Origin of the sequence: Devosia sp. Root105, from assembly GCF_001424865.1 — a bacterium.
Lineage (GTDB): Bacteria > Pseudomonadota > Alphaproteobacteria > Rhizobiales > Devosiaceae > Devosia_A.
The window spans coordinates 270,232-291,436 of record NZ_LMCR01000017.1 but is presented as its reverse complement, the minus strand read 5'-3'; the positions used below and the strand labels follow the sequence as shown (position 1 = coordinate 291,436).

General features: G+C 64.6%; 24 protein-coding genes. 12 read left to right on the top strand and 12 right to left on the bottom strand.

Features of this window, described 5'->3' with window-relative positions; genetic code table 11:
• Positions 1-8 precede the first annotated feature (8 nt).
• From ASC68_RS19875 to ASC68_RS19865, 3 genes are all read left to right on the top strand, one after another.
• Complete coding sequence (locus tag ASC68_RS19875; RefSeq protein ID WP_055883075.1) at positions 9-1,898, top strand: monovalent cation:proton antiporter-2 (CPA2) family protein; 1,890 nt, start codon at positions 9-11, stop codon at positions 1,896-1,898.
• 37 nt (positions 1,899-1,935) lie between these two features.
• Positions 1,936-2,706, top strand: a complete 771-nt coding sequence (locus ASC68_RS19870) for a sulfite exporter TauE/SafE family protein (protein ID WP_055883073.1) — start codon at positions 1,936-1,938, stop codon at positions 2,704-2,706.
• A gap of 131 nt (positions 2,707-2,837) precedes the next feature.
• Entirely contained in the window at positions 2,838-3,224 is a 387-nt protein-coding gene (locus tag ASC68_RS19865) for a VOC family protein (RefSeq protein WP_055883071.1), read from the top strand.
• A 265-nt stretch (positions 3,225-3,489) separates the two neighbouring features.
• Here the strand turns inward: ASC68_RS19865 and ASC68_RS28420 are convergent, their stop codons facing one another.
• Positions 3,490-3,660, bottom strand: a complete 171-nt coding sequence (locus ASC68_RS28420) for a YdcH family protein (RefSeq protein WP_069909386.1) — start codon at positions 3,658-3,660, stop codon at positions 3,490-3,492.
• A gap of 178 nt (positions 3,661-3,838) precedes the next feature.
• On the opposite strand from ASC68_RS28420, the gene ASC68_RS19860 reads away from it, so the two are divergent.
• From ASC68_RS19860 to ASC68_RS19835, 6 genes are all read left to right on the top strand, one after another.
• Positions 3,839-4,054, top strand: coding sequence for a DUF465 domain-containing protein (locus tag ASC68_RS19860; protein ID WP_055883069.1), 216 nt, complete (start codon positions 3,839-3,841; stop codon positions 4,052-4,054).
• Positions 4,055-4,227: 173 nt separating this feature from the next.
• Entirely contained in the window at positions 4,228-4,944 is a 717-nt protein-coding gene (locus ASC68_RS19855) for a TetR/AcrR family transcriptional regulator (RefSeq protein ID WP_082528311.1), read from the top strand.
• 292 nt (positions 4,945-5,236) lie between these two features.
• Complete coding sequence (gene purE, locus ASC68_RS19850; RefSeq protein ID WP_055883325.1) at positions 5,237-5,701, top strand: 5-(carboxyamino)imidazole ribonucleotide mutase; 465 nt, start codon at positions 5,237-5,239, stop codon at positions 5,699-5,701.
• Positions 5,694-6,782 carry a 5-(carboxyamino)imidazole ribonucleotide synthase gene (locus ASC68_RS19845; protein WP_055883066.1) on the top strand — a complete coding sequence of 363 codons (1,089 nt, stop codon included), beginning with the start codon at positions 5,694-5,696 and terminating at the stop codon, positions 6,780-6,782. The genes purE and ASC68_RS19845 overlap by 8 nt, the downstream gene beginning before the upstream one ends.
• A 142-nt stretch (positions 6,783-6,924) precedes the next feature.
• Positions 6,925-7,167, top strand: a complete 243-nt coding sequence (gene rpsU / locus ASC68_RS19840) for a 30S ribosomal protein S21 (RefSeq protein ID WP_055046207.1) — start codon at positions 6,925-6,927, stop codon at positions 7,165-7,167.
• A gap of 291 nt (positions 7,168-7,458) precedes the next feature.
• Positions 7,459-7,923 (top strand): DUF992 domain-containing protein, encoded by a 465-nt coding sequence (locus tag ASC68_RS19835; protein WP_055883064.1) that lies wholly within the window; start codon positions 7,459-7,461, stop codon positions 7,921-7,923.
• Between the two features lie 79 nt (positions 7,924-8,002).
• Here ASC68_RS19835 and ASC68_RS19830 read toward each other — a convergent pair whose 3' ends face one another.
• The 11 genes from ASC68_RS19830 to ASC68_RS19780 form a co-directional block, all read right to left on the bottom strand.
• Entirely contained in the window at positions 8,003-8,821 is an 819-nt protein-coding gene (locus tag ASC68_RS19830; protein WP_055883061.1) for an alpha/beta hydrolase, read from the bottom strand.
• Between the two features lie 48 nt (positions 8,822-8,869).
• On the bottom strand, positions 8,870-9,529 hold the full coding sequence (locus tag ASC68_RS19825; RefSeq protein ID WP_055883059.1) for a DsbA family oxidoreductase: 660 nt from the start codon (positions 9,527-9,529) through the stop codon (positions 8,870-8,872).
• Between the two features lie 252 nt (positions 9,530-9,781).
• The gene (locus ASC68_RS19820; protein ID WP_055883057.1) at positions 9,782-10,186 is read right to left on the bottom strand and encodes a hypothetical protein; all 405 of its coding nucleotides are present in this window, start codon (positions 10,184-10,186) and stop codon (positions 9,782-9,784) included.
• A 138-nt stretch (positions 10,187-10,324) separates the two neighbouring features.
• Positions 10,325-10,963 carry a LysE family translocator gene (locus ASC68_RS19815; protein ID WP_055883055.1) on the bottom strand — a complete coding sequence of 213 codons (639 nt, stop codon included), beginning with the start codon at positions 10,961-10,963 and terminating at the stop codon, positions 10,325-10,327.
• A gap of 3 nt (positions 10,964-10,966) precedes the next feature.
• A complete protein-coding gene (locus ASC68_RS19810; RefSeq protein WP_055883046.1) occupies positions 10,967-12,583 on the bottom strand; it encodes a hypothetical protein in 1,617 nt (538 codons plus the stop codon).
• A gap of 110 nt (positions 12,584-12,693) precedes the next feature.
• Positions 12,694-14,097 carry an NAD(P)(+) transhydrogenase (Re/Si-specific) subunit beta gene (locus ASC68_RS19805; RefSeq protein WP_055883324.1) on the bottom strand — a complete coding sequence of 468 codons (1,404 nt, stop codon included), beginning with the start codon at positions 14,095-14,097 and terminating at the stop codon, positions 12,694-12,696.
• Positions 14,097-14,642, bottom strand: a complete 546-nt coding sequence (locus tag ASC68_RS19800) for a hypothetical protein (protein ID WP_055883045.1) — start codon at positions 14,640-14,642, stop codon at positions 14,097-14,099. The genes ASC68_RS19805 and ASC68_RS19800 overlap by 1 nt, the downstream gene beginning before the upstream one ends.
• Positions 14,642-15,031 carry an NAD(P) transhydrogenase subunit alpha gene (locus ASC68_RS19795; protein ID WP_055883043.1) on the bottom strand — a complete coding sequence of 130 codons (390 nt, stop codon included), beginning with the start codon at positions 15,029-15,031 and terminating at the stop codon, positions 14,642-14,644. Before ASC68_RS19795 ends, ASC68_RS19800 begins: the two co-directional genes overlap by 1 nt.
• Entirely contained in the window at positions 15,032-16,477 is a 1,446-nt protein-coding gene (locus tag ASC68_RS19790; protein WP_055883041.1) for a Re/Si-specific NAD(P)(+) transhydrogenase subunit alpha, read from the bottom strand.
• A gap of 60 nt (positions 16,478-16,537) precedes the next feature.
• A complete protein-coding gene (locus tag ASC68_RS19785; protein ID WP_055883038.1) occupies positions 16,538-16,783 on the bottom strand; it encodes an aa3-type cytochrome c oxidase subunit IV in 246 nt (81 codons plus the stop codon).
• A gap of 187 nt (positions 16,784-16,970) precedes the next feature.
• On the bottom strand, positions 16,971-18,803 hold the full coding sequence (locus tag ASC68_RS19780) for a M3 family oligoendopeptidase (protein ID WP_055883036.1): 1,833 nt from the start codon (positions 18,801-18,803) through the stop codon (positions 16,971-16,973).
• A 114-nt stretch (positions 18,804-18,917) separates the two neighbouring features.
• Here ASC68_RS19780 and ASC68_RS19775 point away from each other — a divergent pair, with 114 nt between their 5' ends.
• The 3 genes from ASC68_RS19775 (at position 18,918) to ASC68_RS19765 (ending at position 21,090) form a co-directional block, all read left to right on the top strand.
• Positions 18,918-19,202, top strand: a complete 285-nt coding sequence (locus ASC68_RS19775) for a ribbon-helix-helix protein, CopG family (protein WP_055883035.1) — start codon at positions 18,918-18,920, stop codon at positions 19,200-19,202.
• Positions 19,190-19,480 (top strand): type II toxin-antitoxin system RelE/ParE family toxin, encoded by a 291-nt coding sequence (locus ASC68_RS19770; RefSeq protein ID WP_082528309.1) that lies wholly within the window; start codon positions 19,190-19,192, stop codon positions 19,478-19,480. The genes ASC68_RS19775 and ASC68_RS19770 overlap by 13 nt, the downstream gene beginning before the upstream one ends.
• A 125-nt stretch (positions 19,481-19,605) precedes the next feature.
• Positions 19,606-21,090, top strand: coding sequence for a sigma-54 dependent transcriptional regulator (locus tag ASC68_RS19765; RefSeq protein ID WP_055883032.1), 1,485 nt, complete (start codon positions 19,606-19,608; stop codon positions 21,088-21,090).
• Positions 21,091-21,205 lie beyond the last annotated feature (115 nt).

Below are 21,205 nucleotides of genomic sequence, written 5' to 3'. Positions count from 1 at the left end.
CAGCAGAGATGGAAATAAACCTGCTGCTCGCGATTTTCGTTCTCCTTGCCGCAACGGTGTTGCTCGTCCCGCTGTTCAAGTGGGCCGGGCTCGGCACCATCCTCGGCTACCTCGCCGCCGGTGTGCTGATCGGCCCCTATGGGCTGGCGCTGGTCTCCGACACCGACCTCATTCACCAGATTGCCGAATTCGGCATCGTCATGATGCTGTTCCTGATCGGCCTCGAGGTCGATGGCAGCGAACTCTGGCGCATGCGCAACAAGGTGTTCGGCCTCGGCCTGACCCAGATGGCGGCGACCACCGTCGTCGTCGCGATCCTGGCCCGGCTGATCGGCTTCGTCTGGGCCGATGCCGTGGTGGTGGGCCTGGCGCTGGCGATGAGTTCCACCGCCATCGCCATGCAGTCGGTCGACCAGCGCAACATCACCAAGACCGACACCGGCCGCGCCTCGCTGGCGATCCTCCTGGTGCAGGACGTGGCGGTAATCCCCATCCTCGCCATCATCCCGCTGCTCACCGCCATGGGCGGCTCGCCCATCGAGGCGATCGGCGAGAATGTGATCGAAGCAGTCGACAACCCGATCGACTGGTGGATCGCCCTGGTGGTGGTCGGCGCCTTTGCCGCGGCGCTGCTCGGCTCGCGCTTCGTCATCCGGCCGCTGATGAGCTGGCTGGCGCGCACCCGCGTGCCCGAGGCGTTTACCGCCTTCGCGCTGGCGCTGGTGATCGGCGCCGCGCTGGTCACCGAAAGCTTCGGGCTGTCGCCGGCGCTGGGCGCGTTCTTCGGCGGCGTGCTCTTGGCCGACAGCGAGTACCGGCACGAGCTCGAGAGCAACCTGCAGCCGTTCAAGGGCCTGCTGCTCGGGCTGTTCTTCATCACCGTGGGCATGTCGATCGCCTTCAGCGTGGTGATCGAGAACCCGCTGCTGGTGCTGGCGCTGGTGGTGGCGCTGATCAGCCTCAAGATGCTGGTGCTGTTCGTCCTCGCCACCTTCTTTAAGATGCACGTCGCCGAGCGGGTGCTGCTGGCGGTGCTGCTCAGCCAGGCTGGCGAGTTCGCCTTCGTCATCCTACAGTTCGCCCGTACCGCCGGGAACCTCTCGGGTCCGGAGGTCGAACTCTTGACCGTGGTGGTGGCGCTCTCGATGGCGACGACGCCGTTCCTGATCTTCCTCTACGACCGGCTCTGGGCGCCGCGCCTCAACCGCAATGGCGGCGACGAAACCGAGCTGCCGCCAGGTCCCGACGTGCCCAACCCGCATGACCGGGTGATCGTCCTCGGCTATGGCCGCTTCGGCCAGATCGTCACGCGGCTGCTGCGCGCCCAGGGCTTCGAAATGACGCTGATCGACGACGATCCGGCGCAGATCGAGCTAGTCAAGCGCTTCGGCGTCAAGGTGTTCTATGGCGATGGCGGGCGCCTCGAGATTCTGCGCGCCGCAGGCGCCGACAAGGCCAGGATGATCGTCATCGCCGTGGCCGGCGGTGAGCGCATCCTCGGCATCGCCGAGCTGATCCGCCGCAACTATCCCGACGTCATCGTCGCCGCCCGTGCCGTCGACCGCTCGCATGCCCACGACCTGATGGCGCTCGGCGTACAGGTGATCGAGCGCGAGACCTTCCGCGCCGCCATCAAGCTGGGCGAGGACGCGCTGCTGGCGCTCGGTCGCGACAAGGCGGAGGCCCACCGGGTGGCCGAGGCGTTCGAGCAGCACGACACCCGCATGCTGCACGAAAGCTACGCCGTGCGGCACGACCAGGCCGCCTATATCGGCTTTGTCCGCCGCTCCACCGAAATGCTCGATGCGGTGATGAAGGCGGATCGAGAACAACAGCCGGAACCGGGGCATTCTGCTGAAGGCGATATTGACAACAAGGCGCCGCGGGCCTCCGAGTAGCGCCTGTCTGTCTTCCCACCGGTCGCCCCCTTTCCCCATGCCCGATCTCTATTTCTGGACCGTCGCAGTCCTCGCGGTCTTCATTGTCGCCCTGAGCAAATCCGGGCTGGTAGGGAGTCTCGGGCTGGTCGGGGTGCCACTCCTCAGCCTGGTGATGCCGGCGCGCGACGCCGCGGGGATGATGCTGCTCCTGCTGCTGGTCATGGACGCCATTGCCGTCTGGACCTACCGCAAGGATGCCGACTGGCGCATCCTCAAGATCATGCTGCCCGGCGCCTTCGTGGGGACCGTTGTCGGCTGGGTGCTGTGGAGCTTTGTCTCCGACGCCGTGGTGCTGCTGTTCGTCGGTATCCTGACGCTGCTGTTCATCCTCGATGCGCTGCTGCCGCTGCGCAAGAAGCTCGAGGGGCTGCCGCCGTCAAAACCCTGGGGCATGTTCTGGGGCGGCGCGGCCGGCTTCACCAGCTTCATCAGCCACACCGGTGGGCCGCCCTTCCAGATCTATGTGCTGCCGCAGAAGCTGACGCCGGTGATCTTTTCAGGCACCACTGCCTTCTTCTTCGCCATCGTCAACACCGCCAAGCTCGTGCCGTACTTCTTCCTCGGCCAGCTCAACGTCGCCAATCTGGAACGGGCCGCGATACTCGCCCCACTCGCCATTGCCGGGGTGATCATCGGCGTCTGGCTGGTGCGGCGAATTTCAGTGAAGCGGTTTTACCAGCTTACGTATTGGTTGGTGTTCCTGCTGTCGCTGAAGCTGATCTATGATGGCGCCGTCGGGGTGTTCTTCACCAGCGCCGCTGCCTAACGCATCCCACCATTTCGGTGAGATGCTCTCAGTCTTTGACTTGGTCGCGTTTTCGAATCGGAAGGGCCTGTGATCCCCGCCTTCGCGAGACGGGCTTTTCCTGACCTCCAGGGTGCAACAAGAGCAAGAACATGAGCATCGACTATCGCCTCGACCATATCGCGCTGCTGGTTCGCGACCTCGACGAGACGGCGAAATTCCTCACCGAGGTGCTGCAGATCCGCGAAGTGCCCGACCCGATGGGCGGCACCCATATCCGCTGGTTCGAGTTCGGCAACAGCCAGCGCTTCCATATCCAGGCGGGCGACATCAGCCGCACCCATGTGGAAAAGCGCACGCACTTCGCGCTCTCCGCTCCAGATTTCGAGGCAGTGCTCAAGCATCTGCGGGCGCTGGGCACGCCGTTCTCCGACATGCAGGGCAACCCGGGCGCAGTGAACACCCGCCCCGACGGCATGCGCGCTGTGTTCGTAGAGGACCCCAACGGCTACTGGTTCGAGATCAACGATTTCAGGTGAGCGTCCACCCCGGAGCGCCGGTGGTTGTGGACCCCCACCCTTGATCCCTCCCCGCAAGGGGGAGGGAGACCCTCACACTGATATCGGGGCTGTCGTCTCCCTCCCCCTTGCGGGGAGGGATCAAGGGTGGGGGTCCACAGCCACCGGCGGCAGCGTAGCGCAGCGCAGCTGGGTGGGGTGGCCCCGCGCTCCAAACGCCGCCCATGAAAAAAGGCCGCGGCGCTTGCCGTGGCCCTCACAACTGCATGGGATTCTGTTTGTTTCCTCAGGCCTCGCTGAGCATTCGCGTCAGCTCGTCCTTGATCTCCAGTTTCTTCCGCTTCAGTGCCGCGACGTACAAGTCATCGTGGCTGGGGTGGCTCATTTCATCCTCGATCTTCCGGTCCAATTCCCGGTGACGCCGCTCGAGCGATTCGACGTGGCCTTCAGTCGTCATGACAACTCCTCTCCAGCTTTTCGACGCAGTGATCGTCACAAAAATTTCACGCGCTGTCGATGTGCAAGACTGCAACACATCGCCGCTGGTGCAAAATCAGGTGCAAATCTCCGACCGATCGGCTAACCCTTTTCGCACGGGCATTTCGCCTCGCTGAGGGACCTCGTCAACCGCTGCGATGCTGCCGCTCACCAAGGAACAAGAAGCCGCGCTGGGTCTGGAACTGGCTGCAAAACGCCAGGAACATGCCGACCTCGACGCCGCCATTCACACCCTCTCATCGTCCGGCTACTCCGACCAGATGCTGATTCAGCGCATGAAGAAGCGCAAGCTCACCCTGAAGGATCGGATCGTGCAGCTCGAGAACATCCTGCTGCCCGACATCATCGCCTGACGGCAGGGCGCCTCCGGAAGCCAAGCAGCCGCTTCCCGTCCGAGCGCCGGCATCAAAGACCTGCCTGCGTCGGCGCGCCGCGCTCCACATTCATCACGCAGCGTGCTACACAGCTGACCGACCGCTGGTCGGTCCATGATATTGACGCGTGCGACTGTCCTTGGGAGGGCGGAATGCCGTTTCCTCGAATTGTGAAGAGCGCCCCGGCGCGGCGCGACGAAATTCTTGATGCGGCGCAGCGATTGTTCGCCCGCAATGGCTATGACTCGACCTCGGTCAGTCAGATCATCGCCGACGTCGGCGTCTCGAAGGGGGCATTTTACCACCATTTCGAATCGAAAGAGGACCTGGTCGAGGCCCTCGCCTGCCGCTATGCGCGCCAGACCGCAGCGCTGACCGAAGCCGAACTCTCCGACCCAACGCTCGATGCGTTCTCCAAGCTCGCCGGTTTCCTCGGCACCATGCGCCGCCATAAGACCGAGACCGCGGCGGAACTGCGCGCCACGTTCGAACCGATGTTCCGGGCCGAGAACCTGCAGCTGTTCGAGCGCACCCAGCGCGCTGTCACCGAAGTGGTGCGGCCGATCCTGACGCGCATCATTGTCGAAGGCGTTGCCGAGCAGACCTTCGATACGCCGGATCCGGAAAGCGCCGCCGAGACCATCATGCACCTGATGACCTCGAACCGGGAGTTGATCGTCGAGCTCTACCAGACCCGCGACCGGCTGCATTTCGAGCGGCTGTCGCAGCGCCTGCTCGACAAGATGGAATATCTGGGCACCGTCATCGACCGCATCCTCGGGCTGCCGGAGGGCTCGATCGAACTGGCCGATCGCACCGCGCTCGATGCGCTGGCCTGCGCACTGGACCGGCCGCCGACCGCTGCCTGACCACAAAGGACAAGGGCTAGCCGCTTGCGCTCGGCGGGGCTCTTCCCTAAGGGTGAAAACCACGGAGCGTAGTCAGCAAAAGTTGCAGACTTTTGCGATTCGACTGCGCGACAAACGTCGCGAGCGTAGTCAGCAAAAGTTGCAGACTTTTGCGGTTCGACTGCGCGACAAACGTCGCGAGCGTAGTCAGCAAAAGTTGCAGACTTTTGCGGTTCGACTGCGCGACAAACTAGGCATGAGCCGCGCCTTCCGGGGGACCTAAGTGCCGACCTCGCCACCCGTCGCCATCATCATGGGCAGCCAGTCCGACTGGCCGAACCTGCGTCATGCCGCCGAGACGCTCGACGCGCTGAAGATCGACTACGAAGCGCGCATCATCTCGGCGCATCGCACGCCCGACCGGATGTATGAATTCGCCAGGGGCGCCAAAGCCGAGGGCTTTCAGGTGATCATCGCCTCGGCCGGCGGCGCCGCGCATCTGCCCGGCATGGTGGCCGCGCTGACCCCCCTGCCCGTGCTCGGCGTGCCGGCGCAGACCGCGGCGCTCGGCGGTGAAGATAGCCTGCTCTCGATCGTCCAGATGCCGCCCGGCATTCCGGTGGGGACCCTCGCCATCGGCCGCGCCGGCGCCATCAACGCCGCGCTGCTGGCCGCCGCTATCCTCGCGCTCTCCGACCCTGAAATCGCTTCGGCGCTCGACGATTTCCGCGCCGACCAGACCGCTTCCATCCCCGAGTTTCCATCCGACGATGTCTGACGCCACGCCGCTGCCGCAGGGCAGCACCATCGGTATCCTCGGCGGCGGCCAGCTCGGCCGCATGCTGGCGCTCGCCGCCGCCCGGCTGGGGATGAAGACCCATATCTATTGCCCGGATCCAGAAAGCCCGGCTTTCGACGTGACGCCGCTGAAAACCGTCGCCGCCTATGACGATGAAGCCGCGCTCGCCGCGTTTGCCGCCGGCGTCGACGTGGTCACCTACGAGTTCGAGAACGTCCCGGCGAAAACCGCTGCCTTCCTCGCCAATTTGAAGCCGCTGCGCCCTGGCGCCACTGCGCTGGCCGTGTCGCAGGACCGGCTGGCCGAAAAGGCCTTCCTCACCATCAACCGCATCCCGGTGGCGCCGTTCGCGGCGATCGCCGACCTCGACCGGCTCGAGGCCGAGCTCGAAGAGATCGGCACCCCTGCTGTGCTGAAGACCACCCGGCTCGGCTATGACGGCAAGGGCCAGCGCATCGTCCACAATATGGAAGACGCCGCCCTCGCCTGGGAGTTGCTGTCGCCCAGGCCGCTGGTGCTTGAAGGCTTCATCGCCTTCGAAAAGGAAATCTCGGTAGTGGTGGCGCGCAACGCGCTCGGCGAAGTCGCGGCGTTCGACCCCGCCGAAAATGTCCATCGCGACCATATCCTCAAGACCAGCACGGTGCCCGCCGACATCAGTTCAAAGACTGCGAAGAAGGCGGTCGAGATCGCGCAACAAATCGCCATCGCGCTCGACTATGTCGGCGTGCTCGGGGTCGAGTTCTTCGTGCTGCCGGGCGGTAAGCTCCTCGTCAACGAGATCGCGCCGCGGGTGCACAATTCCGGGCACTGGACCGAGGCCGTGGCCATCACCGACCAATTCGAGCAGCATATCCGCGCCGTGGTCAACTGGCCGCTGGGCGACCCGGGCCGCATGGCCGACGTGGTGATGGAGAACCTGATCGGTGACGAAATCACCGCGATTCCCGAACGGCTTGGCCCCAACATCCAGCCGCATGCCTATGGCAAAGCCGAGTCGCGCCGCGGTCGGAAAATGGGTCACATCAACCGGGTTGCGTTGAAAAAGCGCGCAAAATGAGCGATTTCGGACGCTTGCCGGTGTGGACAAGCCGTTTCGATTGGCCTATATAGCCGCCCACGAATGACCGGTTCAGCCGGTCGGCGCTCCTTTGGGGCGTGTACGTCAAACAGTTCTGACTGATTACGAAGGGCGGTTGCGCTTGCAAGTAGTTGTTCGCGATAACAATGTTGACCAGGCGCTGCGCGCACTGAAGAAGAAGCTCCAGCGCGAAGGCGTCTTCCGCGAGATGAAGCTTCGCAACTACTACGAGAAGCCGTCCGAGAAGAAGGCTCGCCAGAAGGCCGAGGCCGTGCGCCGCGCCCGCAAACTGGCTCGCAAGCGCGCCCAGCGTGAAGGCGGCCTGCCCGCCCCCGCCGCGGCAGCGCGTCCGGCACGCCCGTAAGAGGCGTTCAGATTTGGTTCAGGAACGCCGCCTCACAAGGGCGGCGTTTTTGTTACGTACCGCCAGAACTTGCTCATATTTGTGCAGTTGTGCGCAACCGGATGAGGCCTTGTGCCGTTGGCGGCAACGGATAGACTCCCGATCCACTCTGGGTCGAACTAGAGCGAGATCAGGAAAGGTTGCAGACCTTTCCGGTTCGATCTCGCGACTACTAGGACTTGGAGCAGGAGTGCGCTTCAACGAAACGCAATCCTGCTCTGATAAAACGCGTCAAACATTGAGGACTCCAACATGAAGAAGTTCATCGCCGCGGCTGCAGCTGCCGTCATGCTCATGACCGCCGGCGCCGCCCAGGCCGCCACCCAGGTCAAGGTCGGCGTACTCAGCTGCACCGTCGATCCCGGTATCGGTTTCATCATCGGCTCGTCCAAGGATATGACCTGCCGCTTCAAGCGCGACGGCTACAAGACCGAGCGCTACCAGGGCAACATCAAGAAGCTCGGCATCGACATCGGCGTCACCGGCCGCACCGAGATCGTCTGGCTGGTGTTCTCGGCCTCCAATACCAAGTACGGCAGGGGCTCGCTGGCCGGCACCTATGTCGGCGGTTCGGCTGAAGCCACGCTCGGCGTCGGCCTCGGCGGCAACTGGCTGATCGGCGGCTCGCGCAAGGGCTTCGCCCTGCAGCCGTGGTCGATCCAGGGCCAGACCGGCCTCAACTACTCGGTCGCCTTCGCGGGCCTGACCCTGTACTGAGCCGGCGCACAGCGCTGAAATTGAAACGCCGGTCCCTTGGGGCCGGCGTTTTCATTTTGGGCCGGTGCGGGCCGCGCATCTAGCGCACCCCAGCCTCAGCCCGCTGAAAGAACCCCTTCGCCCGCTCCCACAGTCCTCGCGCCCACATGTCGCTATGTCCTGCCCCGGGTTCGATCCAGAGCTCATCCTGGTTCGGCGCCAGCGCATAGACCCGCTCCCCGTGGCTGACGCCAATGGTGCGATCGGCCGTGCCGTGCGCCACATAGACCGGCTCGGTCACATCCTTGATCCATTGGTCCACCCTGAACTGGTCGGCCATCAGCAGCCCGACCGGCAGGAACCAGTAACGGTCGGCGGCAACCGAGACCGCGGAGTCGAACGGCGTCTCCAGCAGCAGCGCATCGGCCTCCCTGAGGTTCGCCACATAGGTGGCGGGCCCCGAGCCGAGCGAACGGCCCCAGAGGACGATCGGAAAACCTTTGTCGGCCACCCAGTCATAGGCCGCGAGGCCATCGGCGAGGATGTTCGCCTCGCTCACCTCGCCGGGCGAGCCGGGAAAGCCGCGATAGTCGAAGGCGAGAAAGCCATAGCCGTCGGCGACGAAGGCCGCGAAGCGCTCGTGCTCGCGTGAGAAGCTCTGGGCATTGCCGCGGAAATAGAGGATCAGCGGCTTGCCGGCAGCCGGCGGCTGGTACCAACCGGTGAGGGACGAGCCGTCGGCGCTCGGGATGCTCACCAGCTCCGCCGCGGTGAGCTTGGTCTCGCTCAGCGCCAGCAGCCGCCCGCCACGGTCGTATTGAAAGTCGCGCTGAAAGAAATACATGGCGCCCAGCACCATGGCATAGGCCAGCACCGCGACGATGCCGGCCCCGATGGCGATCCGTCCCAGCCGCTGCATCTCATGCCCTCCGTTGCCGAAAGGGCATGCCATGGCGGCGGAGCGATGTCAGCCCTGCGCGGCCTTCATCTTCTCGGGATCGAGCGCGAACGCGAAGGCCCGCTCGAACACTTCGGCCGGCTGGCAGCCGGAAACCGCGAACTTGTTGTCGAACACGAAGAATGGCACGCCCTGGATGCCCTGCTGCGCCGCGGCGACCGCCAGTTCGTGGGTAATCGCCAGCTCGCGCGGGTCGCGTACCGCGTCGAGCGCCTCGGCGTGGGTGAAGCCGTGCTGCGCGGCGATGCCGGCCAGCACTTCGTCGTCATTGATCAGCTGGTGATCCATGAAGTAGCCCCAGGCGATGGCATTGGCCAGCGCGTGCTGGGTGCCCTTGGCCTTGGCGAGGCGCACTAGCGTGTGGCCCTTACGGGTCGGGAACGAGCGCGGCTGCTGGCTGAGATCGAGGTCGATCCCGGACGTCTTCGCCTCGCCCTCGACGCGCGCCCACATCTCCTTGGGGTCACGGCCATACTTCTCGCGCAGCATGTCGGCGACCACCACGCCTTCCTCGGGCGTGTTGGGATCGAGATAGAACGGATGGTTCTCCACCTCGACCACCACGTCATCCGGCAATGCGGCGATCGCCTGGTCGAGCCGTGCCGAGCCAACGAGGCACCACGGGCAGACAGTATCGGTAAACAGGTCGATCTTGACAGTGCGCGGCACGGCGGTCCTCATTGGCTGAACCGGCCACACATGGCTGCTGAACCCCGGCGGCGCAAGAACGCACACCGAGGTAACCTGCATCCGCCAAACTGCCTATCGAACTCCCTACCCGCGGTGTCATCCCCGCGAAAGCGGGGATCTCCGTTTGCGATGGTGGCGCGGCCAAGAAAACCGAGGTTCCCGCTTTCGCGGGAATGACCCGGTGAGTACGTCCAGGGCCAGAGTTCGGGTGCGGCCCAATCGCAAAATGCTCTAGTTGAACGCCATCACCGCGCTGATGACGATGCCGGCCATGGCGAGCCGGGTGATCCAGCCCATCACCTGCGGGCTGATGGTGCCCGGTTTGGCGACGATGCCGATGATCATGGCGATCAGCACCACCACCACCAGCCCCATCTTGATGAAGAACCAGACGCTCTGCCCCTCGAAGCCGCCATAGCGGACATAGACCATGGCGATGCCGGTTAGCAGCAGCAGGCCGAAGGCGATGCGGGCGTTAATGCTGAGGCGTTTGCCGATGCCGCCGAGCAGCGGTCGGGCATCGGGCGGGGCCGCGCCGATGCGGCTGCCGATCAGCGGCGCCGCGATGGTGGTGGTAATGGCCAGCCCGAAGGCCGCCAGATGAATGATGAGAAGGATATTGAACGTGAGATCCATAACTGCCGTGCCCTTTGCTGGAAGGCAGTCTGGATACGACCTCAAGTGAAGTTGAGGTCAATAGGTGCTTTGAGGAAAGGTTGCAGACTTTCCGGTTCGAAGGCGCGACCGAATCGAGAAACTGGAGCGCTCCGCCGGTCATTGAAGCGGTGAAACGCTCCAGGTCCGATGCGTGGTGACGGCGAGCCAGATGGCGATGAGCACCAGCGTCACGCCGAAGACGATACCGGCCCGACTGCGGATCCGGTCCGACGACAGTACCGGCTGCAGCGTGCTGGCGAGCAGGACGATCCCCAGGTGAATGATCGTCGCTACTGCGACATACACTAGGGTCAGGCTGAGCAGTTGTGGGATGGCCGGCGCCGTGCCGGAGACGAAGTTCGGCAGCACCGCGATGTAGAACACCGCAGCCTTGGGATTGAGCAGGTTCGAAGCGAGGCCGCGGCCGAAATAACCCGCCAGGTTCTTCTGCACATCCTCGGGCTCGAGCGGCTTCTGCGTGTCGCGATAGCTGTCCCAGCCGAGCCAGACCAGATAGGCTACGCCACCCCAGCGCAGCGCCTCGTAGAGCCAGCGCGTCTCGCTGATCAGCGCGCCGAACCCGAGCCCGGCCACCAGCCCGAGCACCAGCAGGCCGAGCGCCACGCCAGCGGCAGCGGCGAACCCGGCGATGCGGCCCCGATCGAGGCTGAGCACCGCGAGGTACCCCATGTTCGGCCCGGGCGTGAGTTCGATGGCGAACGACGTCAGAATGAACGGCAGCAGGGTTTCCAGCATCGGCTAGCTGCGGCTCATCCCGACCGCGTCGCGCAGGTGCTGGATCTGCGGTGCCGCCGCTTCTGCCCGGACCTTGTGGGCATCGTCGGGACCGGCCGGCCCTCCCTGGCGCGCCGGCTCCGACCTGGTGTCGACCCAGTAGAGGTTGTGGCTGAAGCGACGCTTGCCGCTGTCGAGGATGGTCACGTTGATGTCCTTGATACCCGGACCGAACAACTCGGCAACCGCGCCGGAAATGACGTCGCCGCTGAGGAACCAGCTGGGATTGAACTTGTCGTAGATGTTGGTCCAGCACACGGTGGAAAACACTGCCGCATGGTGTGTTACCATCCGGCCGTTCTCCTCATAGATGAAGCCTTCCGCGTCGCCGCGCGGCTCGGGCGGCGAGATCGGCAGCACCCGCTCGTGCTTCATCCGCAGGAAGTCCTCGAGCCCCTCGGTGACGAGGAACTCGGCATTGGCGAGCGGCGAGCCGAGCGTCACGAAATCGCTGACTTTCCAGCCCGACAGGCCGGCCGGCTTGCCCTCGGGCGGAGGGTCGGCCGGCTTCTGCCGCCGCAGCGCCGAGAACGCTGCCCATTGCAGGGTCTGGTAGGTCTCGACATCGGCAGGCGTCCATTCGGCCACGGGTTTGCTGGCGAAACGCTCCACCGCCTCGATGGCGGCGACCGCGTCGGCATCCGGCGGGTTGTCCTTGGTGGGCCCGACGCTGTGCCAGAGCAGTTGCAGCAGGTCATAGGCGAGGACCGTCCCCAGCGAGTGGGCCACCACCACGATGCGGTCGTAATCGGTATCGTTGTGGAGGGCCTTGAGCAGCGCCAGGCCACGCTCCCGCAGGGCCTGGCGGCTACGCACCGTCTCGGTCTGCGCGCTCAGGTAGCTGGCGGCATCGCCGAACAGCGGCAGCAGGTCGTTGGTGAACAGGTAGAGCACCACGCCCATGATCAGGGCGGCGACGATCACCGGCGTCTGCCAGGAGATGAAGCCGACACCGACGATCAACGCGAGGAGGATGGCACCGCGCGGGATCGATTTTGCCTGCGCCGTGGCGGGAAAGAACTTCGGCACCACCAGCGTCAGCACAGCGACCGCAATGATCGCGAGCCCGAGCAGTGCATCGAGCCGATTGCGGTCCTGGAACGGCGCCAGCCAGTTCGCCTGCAGCAGTTGCGGGATTTCGAGGATGACCCAGAGCGTCATCGCGATGGCGGCGAGGCACAGCAACCAGAAAGCCAGCCACGGCCCGTACATGCGCCTGGGCACCTGCAGCGGGCTGATCCAGAACAGCCGCTCGAGCCAGCGCCAGAGGTTCCGGAGCGGCGTATCGGCCAACAGGTCAGCGTAGTAGAGCTCGAAGAAGTCGGTGCGGCGACCCTTGTCATGCGGCGGCGTGGTGATCCGCTGCATTTCATAGAGCCCGCTCTTGCTGTCGGGGACGATCCAGGTGTTGTCCTTGCTGTAGGGCGGATCCGGCGTCACATCCGGGTTGGACGCCCATAGCGCCGCCACGAAATCACGGATCGTACCCATCGGCCGCTGCTGGCCCTGGCCGTGCACGACGACGATCGCCTGCCGCTTGATCGGCTCGGCTGCAGGCCTCGACGCAGGTTTTCTTGCCATGACGGTCCCCACGGGCAGCCGGGAGATTGATCTTGCAAGTCCTGAAATGAAAAGAGCCGCCCTCGGGGCGACTCTAATTCAGTATCGGCGGCGGCGGAAGTAAGTTGTGCCTAATGCCCCAGCGCCTTGACGATATCTTCGGTGACCTTCTTGGCGTCGCCGAACAGCATCATGGTGTTGTCGCGGAAGAACAGCTCGTTCTGCACGCCCGCATAACCCGCCGCCATGCCGCGCTTGATGAACAGCACCGTGCCGGCATCTTCGACGTTCAGCACCGGCATGCCGTAAATCGGCGAGGTCTTGTCGGTCTTGGCGGCCGGGTTGGTGACATCGTTGGCGCCGATGACGAAGGCGACATCGGTCTGGGCGAACTCGGAGTTGATGTCTTCGAGCTCGAACACCTCGTCATATGGCACGTTCGCTTCGGCGAGCAGTACGTTCATATGGCCCGGCATACGGCCGGCTACCGGGTGGATGGCGTATTTCACCTCGACGCCCTCGGCCTTGAGCAGATCCGCCATTTCGCGCAACGCATGCTGGGCCTGCGCCACCGCCATGCCGTAACCGGGCACGATAATGACCTTGCCGGCGTTCTTCATCATGAAGGCCGCATCTTCGGACGAGCCCTGCTTGACCGGCCGCGTCTCCTCTTCGCCCGCGCCGGCGGCAGCGCTGTCGCCGCCGAAACCGCCCAGGATCACGGAGATGAAGCTGCGGTTCATCGCCTTACACATGATGTAGCTGAGGATGGCGCCGGACGAGCCGACCAGCGCGCCGGTGATGATCAGCGCGGTATTGCCCAGCGTGAAGCCGATGCCCGCCGCTGCCCAGCCCGAGTAGGAGTTGAGCATCGAGACGACCACCGGCATATCGGCGCCGCCGATCGGGATGATCATCAGCCCGCCCAGCACCAGCGCCACAACGGTGATGGCCCAGAACCACAAGGGATCAACGGTGACCGCAAAGGCCCAGATCAGCACCAGCAGCAAGAGGCCGAGCGCGATGTGGATGATGTGGCGGAACGGCAGGATGATCGGCTTGCCGCTCATATTGCCGTTGAGCTTGGCAAAGGCGATGACCGAACCGGTGAAGGTGAAGGCGCCGATGGCGACGCCGAGGCTCATCTCGATCAGCGCCTGCGCGTGGATATGCCCCACCGTGCCGATGCCGAAGGCCTCGGGCGCATAGAGCGCCGCAGCCGCGGCGAACACCGCCGCGAGGCCGACCAGCGAGTGGAACGCGGCGACCAGTTGCGGCATGTCGGTCATCTTGACCTTGCGCGCCAGCACCGCACCGATGCCGCCACCAATGGCGAGGCCGCCGATGATCAGCACCCAGCTCAGCCAGTCGGAAACGCCCGCCACCAAGAGCGTGGTGACGATGGCGATGCCCATGCCGACCATGCCGAAAGTATTGCCCTGCCGCGACGAGGCCGGGCTCGAGAGCCCGCGCAGCGCCAGGATGAACAGCACGCCCGAGACGAGATAGAGAACGGCGGCGAAACTGGCGTCGATCATTCCGTGACGGGCTCCATGCTGCCGGTGGGGAACTCCACGTCGACAAAGGCGGGGTAGACTTCCTTGAGGATCGCCACCTGCTGCGCATCTTCGACGCGCACCAGGTACCAGGTCTCTTCGTCGAACAGGCCAAGCGTCGACGACGTCGCCTTCACTTTGCCGCCCGCTTCGCCCAGATCCATCACCGTCTCGGTCGGGATCAGCGCATAGGGGGTGCCGTCAGCGGTTTCGAAATACTCGGCCGCTTCGAGGTCCATGGCGAAGGAAACGATTTCCACGTCCTTCATCACCTGGTCCATCTGCTGCTGCGTCGCTTCGATCAGCTGCTCGGTGGTGACGTTGAAATTGGCGGCGATCTTGTCGAGCACCTTGGGCGGCACCACGTCCATCACCTGCGACATGTCGCTGGCCTTCATCGCCGCATCGAAGCTCTCGATACGGGCGGCGAGCCCCTCGAGCTGCTCGTCGGTGAACTCGGCGGCAAACACCGGCGTGGCGAGGACGGCGAAAACCGCAATGGCGGCGAAGAGGCGCTTGAACATCAGTGTTTTCCCGTCTTGCCGGCCGGCGCTTCCTTCTTCTTGTACATCGCCAGCATGCGCTGGGTGACAAGGAAGCCACCGAAGATGTTGACGCTGGCGAGCACCAGCGCGAGGAAACCGAAGAGTTTTGATACCCAGTTGCTGTCGGCGGCGAGCGGCACGCCGACGGCGAGCAGCGCACCGACCACGATCACCGATGAGATGGCGTTGGTGACGCTCATCAGCGGCGTGTGCAGCGCCGGGGTGACGCTCCACACCACGTAGTACCCCACCGCGATGGCGAGGACGAAGATCGACAGGCGGAAGACAAACGGGTCGATGGCGCCACCGGTGGCGGCGCTGACCGCCGCAGTGATGGCATCCGCAGTGTGCGCAGCGGTCTGTTCCATTTACTTCTTCCCCTTGGCGGTCGAGGGCTTTGCAGCAGCCGGTTTGGCCGCCTTGGCGGCAGCGGGCTTGGCAGCAGCTTTCGCGGCAGCCGGCTTGGCGGCAGCCTGCTTGGGCGCAGCCGCCGCCTTGGACGCTGCAGCCTTGGCGATGGGCGCGACGACCGGCGCCGCCTTCTTCACCTTGCCGCCGATGGTCTTGGCCACGGCAGCGGCCTTTGCCGGGGCTGCCTCGGCTTTGGGAGCCGCCGCCTTTTTGGGCGCTGCGCCCTTGCTCGGCTCGGCAGCCTTTGCAGCCGCGGGCTTGGCCGCAGCCGGCGCGGCGTCGAACTTGATGTTGGGATGCACGATGGCGCCATCGCGGGTCAGCACGGTGGCCTTCACCAGCTCGTCGTCCCAGTTCACCGCCAGCACCTTCTCCTTCTTGTCGACCAGCGTTTCGAGGAAGGAGACGAGGTTACGCGAGTAGAGTTGGCTGGCCGAAGTGGCGAGCCTGCCAGCGACATTGGTGAAGCCGATGATCGTCGCGCCATTGGCCGTGGTGATGGTCTTTCCCGGCTGGGTCAGCTCGATATTGCCGCCGCGCTCGGCTGCAAGGTCGACCAGCACCGAACCCGGCGCCATCGATTCGACCATGGCTTTGCTCACCAACTTGGGCGCCGGGCGGCCGGGGATCAGCGCCGTGGTGATGACGATATCCTGCTTGGCGATGTGACCCGCGACCAGTTCGGCCTGCGCCGCCTGCTCGTCCTTGGTCAGCTCGCGCGCATAGCCGCCAGTGCCCGAGGCATCCTTCAACGCCTCGGTCATGATGAACTTGGCGCCGAGCGATTCGACCTGCTCGCCGGCAGCGGCGCGCACGTCGGTGGCGGTGACCACTGCGCCCAGGCGCTTCGCCGTAGCGATCGCCTGCAGCCCGGCAACGCCGGCGCCCATGACGAACACCTTGGCCGGGCGCACCGTACCGGCAGCGGTCATCATCATCGGCATGGCGCGATCGAACGCGCCGGCGGCATCGATCACCGCCTGGTAGCCGGCAAGGTTGGCCTGGCTCGAGAGGATATCCATCACCTGGGCGCGGGTGATGCGCGGCATGAACTCCATGGCGACGGTGGTAACGCCGGCCTTCGCCAGCGCGGCGATCTCAGCCTCGTTGCCATAGGGGTCCATCGCGCCGATCACCAGCGCGCCGGCAGCGGCACCAGAGAGGCTGGCGGCGGTCGGACGGCGCACGGTGAGCACGATATCGGCGCCCTTGATGGTCGTCGCGGCGTTGCCGACGCTGGCGCCCGCGGCGGCGTAGTCCTTGTCGGGGAAGCGGGCGAGGTCACCCGCCCCTGCCTCGATGGCAACTTCGGCGCCGAGCCCGATCAGCTTGGTGACCGTCTCGGGCGTCGCCGCGACACGCGTCTCCCCTTCGGCGCGTTCCCGCAACACTGCAATCTTCATGGAAGTCTCCAGAGCGTCAGACGCCGACCGTGTCGGTCACCGGATAGAAAAATCCCGCCGTCAGCTGCGGCGGGATCCCATCACCATCACACCGATGATGAGCACTGGAATGGCCAGCAGCAGCAACGCCCCGATGATCGGCTGATGCGCCTCGATGAAGGCGTAGAGCGACAGCGCCACGAACACCATCGACACGATGCCCCACTTCACGAAGGTGATGAAGCCGGCATAGGTCGCCTCATGCTGAGCGTAGTCCATGGCGGGCGGCAGTTCGTGCGTAGCAGCGGCGGCGGGTTTCTTGGCCATCAGGTCCTCAGTCCATTGATCGTCTTCGGGACACCGACCCTCGGACCATCACGCCGCGATAGCACGCGAACGCCGAAGATCAGACCGCCCCACTCCGCCTCTCATACTTCGCGCGGCAGTGCCGCACAAGCGCAGCGCGGCGGTTCGCCACGCTGCACCAATTGCCAAGCCGCCCGTCGCAGCAGCCTCAGGCTGGCTGCGTTGCTTCCAGCTCGTTGATCAGCCGTTCGATCATCCCCAACCCCAGCGACCAGAAGCCCGGGTCGCGGGCGTCGAGCCCGAACGGCGCCAGCAGTTCGGAGTGGTGCTTCGAGCCGCCGGCCTTCAGCAGCTCGAAATAGCGCTCCGCGAACCCGTCGCTCGATTTCTCGTACTGCGCGTAGAGCGAGTTCACCAGGCAATCGCCGAAGGCATAGGCATAGACATAGAATGGCGAGTGGATGAAGTGCGGGATATAGGCCCAGAAGATGTCGTAGCCTTCATTGAGCTTGATCGCTGGCCCAAGGCTTTCGGCGCCGACATCGAGCCAGATCTGGTTGAGATCGACGGTGGTCAGCTCGCCCTGCTTGCGCCGGGTGTGGACCTCGCGCTCGAACGTGTAGAAGGCGATCTGCCGCACCACGGTGTTGAGCATGTCCTCAACCTTGCTCGACAGCATGGCGAAGCGCTGCGTCGGATCGGTGGTTTTGGCCAGCATCGAGCGGAAGGTCAGCATCTCGCCGAACACCGAGGCGGTTTCGGCCAGCGTCAGCGGCGTCGGCGCCATCAGCGCCCCCTGCGGGCCAGCCAGCACCTGGTGCACCCCATGCCCCAGCTCATGCGCCAACGTCATCACGTCGCGTGATTTGCCGAGGTAGTTGAGCATCAGGTAGGGGTGCGCCGAGGGCACGGTCGGGTGGGCGAAGGCGCCCGGGGACTTGCCGTCTTTGGTCGGGGCGTCGATCCAGCCCTTCTCGAAGAACGGCTCGGCGATCTCGGCCAGTTTCGGCGAGAAGGTGGCGTAAGCCTCCATCACCGTATCCCTCGCGGTCGGCCAGTCATAGATGCGGTCGTCGCTGGTCGGCAGCGGGGCGTTGCGGTCCCAGGCATTGAGCTGCGTCTTGCCGAACCACTTTGCCTTCATGGCGTAATAGCGGTGGCTGAGCCGCGGATAGGCGGCGCGCACCGCGGTCTGCAGCGCATCGACCACTTCGCGCTCCACCGAGTTCTCGAGGTGGCGGCTGTCGGCGATATCCTGGAAGCCGTGCCAGCGGTCGGCGATCTCCTTGTCCTTGGCGAGCACGTTGGTGATGTGGGTGAACAGCTTCTCGTTGCCGTGCAGCGTCTTCGACAACCCGTTGAACGCCGCTTCGCGCTTCAGCTCATCCTTGTCGGAGAGGTAGTTGAGCGTCGATTCGAGGTTCAACTCCTCGCCGTCGACATTGAACTTGAGGGCGGCCATGGTCTCATCGAACAGCCGGTTCCAGGCGCCGGCGCCGGTCACCGATTTCTCGTGGAACAGCTCTTCGATCTTGTCCTCGAGCTGATAGGGCTTGGCCTTCCTCAGCTCAGTGAACCAGGGGCGATAGCGGCCGAGCTCGGCGTTGCCCTCGAGCGCCGCTTCCAGCACGGCTTCGTCGATGCGGTTGAGCTCGAGGCCGAAGAAGATCAGGCCGGTTGAGAGGTCGGTGAGCGCCTGGCTGAGATCGCCGAGGAACTTCACCTTGTCCGCATCCTGGGTGTTCCGCACATATTGCAGGAACGCGTAGGAGCCGAGCTTGCCGCTGAGATCGCCCAGCGCTTCGTAACGCTTGATCGCATCGATGAGCTTGCCCGCCTTCGTCAGCCCCTCGAGCTTGCCCTTGTAGTCGGCCTCAAAGCTCTTGGCGTCAGCCTGCGCCGCGGCGAGATCCGCCTTCAGCGCCGGCGCGTCGTTGCCGGTATAGAGATCGTCGAGGTTCCAGGTCGGCATGTTGCCGAGCTGGTTATGTCCCTTGTGGGCTGTGGCTTCTGCTGCACGTGGCAGGTTGCGGATATCCATGTCTCACCTAGGCTCGAAAATCAGGCGCGGACCTTAGCCAGCGCGCGGCACGATGGGAAGCGGTGGCACGAGTCTCGAACTCGTGGTAGTGACAGGTGTTACCTGGAGCTACCCATGGCTGGAAAATCCACGACAAGCATCAAGCTGGAAGACGACCTGCGTGATCGGCTCAATCATCTTGCGACCAGCCGGCAACGCTCGGCCCATTGGCTGATGCGCCAGGCGATCGGCGAGTTCGTCGAGCGGGAGGAGCGGCGCGAGCGCTTCAAGCGCGACGCCGAGCACGCCTGGGAAGACTACCAGTCGACCGGCCTGCACCTGACCGGCGAGGAAGTCGAGGCCTGGCTCGAGAAGCGCGCCAACGGCGAGGATGCAGAGTTGCCTGAATGGCACGAGTGAGATGGTCTCGCGAGGCCACCAAGAACCTCGTCGAGCTTGAGGCCTTTCTCGCACGCAACAGGCCACCGGCAGCGGCAAGGGCAGCCCAGATCATCCTCGAGGGGGTGCGGCAACTTCGCACCTTTCCCGCCAGCGGCCGACCGGCCGACGACACGATCGACGGCACGCGCGACCTCATCGTACCGTTCGGCGATGGCGGCTACGACATCCGCTATGTACTGATCGATGACGACGTCGTTATCAACGCCATCAGGCACACGCGGCAGGCTGGGTTCTAAGCCGGCCATAGCGAATCCTTCACGCTTAATCGCCTCTTAACCCACCCCTCACATGCTGCTCCAAAACGGCACAGCGCGATTCGCCGCGGCGGCGAAGCGTGCAACTACAAAGTCCTTGGAGGACCATGACGCGCGTTCTGATAGTCGATGACGACCTGGTGCAGCTCAGGCTCACCTCCGAGGTCGCCAACCGGGCCGGGTTCTCTGCCGTTACGGCCACCAGCGGCAGACAGGCCCTCGAACTGCTCCACGCCGATCCCGGCATCGGCGCCATGGTCCTCGATCTGGTGATGCCCGATCTCGACGGCATGGCGGTGATGGAAGCGATGCGCCGCGATGGCCTGGCGACCCCGGTGATCGTCCAGACCGGCCACTCCTCGCTCGATACCGTCGTCACCGCCATGCGCCAGGGTGCCGCCGATTTCTTCGTCAAGCCGGTCGCTCCGGAGCGGCTGATCATGTCGCTCAGGAACGCACTGAAGCTCGGCGAGCTCGAGACCATGGTGCGCACCGATCGCAGCCGGCTCAGCGGCACCATGAGCCTCACCGATATCGTCACCCGTGCGCCGAGCATGGATCGCGTGCTGTCGCTCTCCGCCAAGGCGGCGAAATCCACCATCCCGGTGTTGATCGAAGGCGAGACCGGCGTCGGCAAGGAACTCGTCGCCCGGGTGATCCAGGGCTCGGGTGATCGAGCCGGCAAACCCTTCGTCACCGTCAATTGCGGAGCGATCCCCGCCAACCTGATCGAATCGACGCTGTTCGGACATCGGAAAGGCGCCTTCACCGGTGCGGTCGCCGACCACCCCGGCAAGTTCCTCGAGGCACATGGCGGCACCATCTTCCTCGATGAGGTCGGCGAGTTGCCGATGGAGACGCAGGTCAAGCTGCTGCGGGTGATCCAGGACGGCGAGATCGAGCCGGCCGGCGCCGACAAGCCGGTGCGGGTCAATGTGCGGCTCATCTCGGCAACCAACCGGCGGCTGCTCAACCTGACCAAGGCCGGGGCCTTCCGCGAGGACCTCTATTACCGGCTCAATGTCTTCCCGCTCTATGTGCCGCCGCTGCGCGACCGGATGGAAGACCTGCCGGTGCTGGTGAACCACTTCGTCGCGCGTCTCGCCGCCGAAGCCGGCAAGCGCATCGTTGGGGTTTCCGAACCGGCCCTCAAGCTGCTGCGCGACTATGACTGGCCGGGCAACGTCCGACAGTTGGAGAATGCGGTCTACCGCGCCGTGGTGCTCAGCGACGCCGCCTATCTCGAAACCGCCGACTTCCCGCAGATCGTCGCCCTGAGCGCCGGCCGCGCTGAAGCGTTGCGGTTGACCTCGGCGGCGCCTGGTCCTTCAGGCCCGGTTCACATCGATGAGGCTATCGCCTCTCTACGCGAGGTTGTGGACAAGACAGCGGTCAGCGACCGCTTCATGGCCCAGAGTGGCGAAGTCGCCGCCCTCGCCGATGTTGAGCGCGAACTGATCGTGTTCGCGTTGCGCCACTATGGCTACCGCATGTCGCGAGTGGCGCGGGCGCTCGGCATCGGCAGGTCGACGCTCTATCGCAAGCTCCGCGAGTACGGCCTGGACGAGGGTTTGGAGAGCGACGCCGCCTAGGCTAGTTGCACCAAGTCCACAGACCGAACTCACAAAATCGCGAGGAATTGTCAGCGTTAAGATTTGTGGGCTAAGCAAAATGCATATCTGGGGCAAAAGTGCCGAATCCTCCCCG

Bases quoted from the DNA above. Each gene is read 5' to 3' on its own strand.
- ASC68_RS19795 (WP_055883043.1), bottom strand. From the start codon at position 15,031: ATGGAACAGACCGCTGCGCACACTGCGGATGCCATCACTGCGGCGGTC.
- ASC68_RS19865 (WP_055883071.1), top strand. From the start codon at position 2,838: ATGAGCATCGACTATCGCCTCGACCATATCGCGCTGCTGGTTCGCGAC.
- ASC68_RS19765 (WP_055883032.1), top strand. From the start codon at position 19,606: ATGACGCGCGTTCTGATAGTCGATGACGACCTGGTGCAGCTCAGGCTC.
- ASC68_RS19800 (WP_055883045.1), bottom strand. From the start codon at position 14,642: ATGTTCAAGCGCCTCTTCGCCGCCATTGCGGTTTTCGCCGTCCTCGCC.
- ASC68_RS19815 (WP_055883055.1), bottom strand. From the start codon at position 10,963: ATGCTGGAAACCCTGCTGCCGTTCATTCTGACGTCGTTCGCCATCGAA.
- ASC68_RS19790 (WP_055883041.1), bottom strand. From the start codon at position 16,477: ATGAAGATTGCAGTGTTGCGGGAACGCGCCGAAGGGGAGACGCGTGTC.
- ASC68_RS19845 (WP_055883066.1), top strand. From the start codon at position 5,694: ATGTCTGACGCCACGCCGCTGCCGCAGGGCAGCACCATCGGTATCCTC.
- ASC68_RS19775 (WP_055883035.1), top strand. From the start codon at position 18,918: ATGGCTGGAAAATCCACGACAAGCATCAAGCTGGAAGACGACCTGCGT.
- purE (WP_055883325.1), top strand. From the start codon at position 5,237: ATGGGCAGCCAGTCCGACTGGCCGAACCTGCGTCATGCCGCCGAGACG.
- ASC68_RS19785 (WP_055883038.1), bottom strand. From the start codon at position 16,783: ATGGCCAAGAAACCCGCCGCCGCTGCTACGCACGAACTGCCGCCCGCC.
- ASC68_RS19860 (WP_055883069.1), top strand. From the start codon at position 3,839: ATGCTGCCGCTCACCAAGGAACAAGAAGCCGCGCTGGGTCTGGAACTG.
- ASC68_RS19870 (WP_055883073.1), top strand. From the start codon at position 1,936: ATGCCCGATCTCTATTTCTGGACCGTCGCAGTCCTCGCGGTCTTCATT.
- ASC68_RS28420 (WP_069909386.1), bottom strand. From the start codon at position 3,660: ATGACGACTGAAGGCCACGTCGAATCGCTCGAGCGGCGTCACCGGGAA.
- ASC68_RS19835 (WP_055883064.1), top strand. From the start codon at position 7,459: ATGAAGAAGTTCATCGCCGCGGCTGCAGCTGCCGTCATGCTCATGACC.
- ASC68_RS19875 (WP_055883075.1), top strand. From the start codon at position 9: ATGGAAATAAACCTGCTGCTCGCGATTTTCGTTCTCCTTGCCGCAACG.
- ASC68_RS19810 (WP_055883046.1), bottom strand. From the start codon at position 12,583: ATGGCAAGAAAACCTGCGTCGAGGCCTGCAGCCGAGCCGATCAAGCGG.
- ASC68_RS19820 (WP_055883057.1), bottom strand. From the start codon at position 10,186: ATGGATCTCACGTTCAATATCCTTCTCATCATTCATCTGGCGGCCTTC.
- ASC68_RS19855 (WP_082528311.1), top strand. From the start codon at position 4,228: ATGCCGTTTCCTCGAATTGTGAAGAGCGCCCCGGCGCGGCGCGACGAA.
- ASC68_RS19770 (WP_082528309.1), top strand. From the start codon at position 19,190: ATGGCACGAGTGAGATGGTCTCGCGAGGCCACCAAGAACCTCGTCGAG.
- ASC68_RS19780 (WP_055883036.1), bottom strand. From the start codon at position 18,803: ATGGATATCCGCAACCTGCCACGTGCAGCAGAAGCCACAGCCCACAAG.
- ASC68_RS19830 (WP_055883061.1), bottom strand. From the start codon at position 8,821: ATGCAGCGGCTGGGACGGATCGCCATCGGGGCCGGCATCGTCGCGGTG.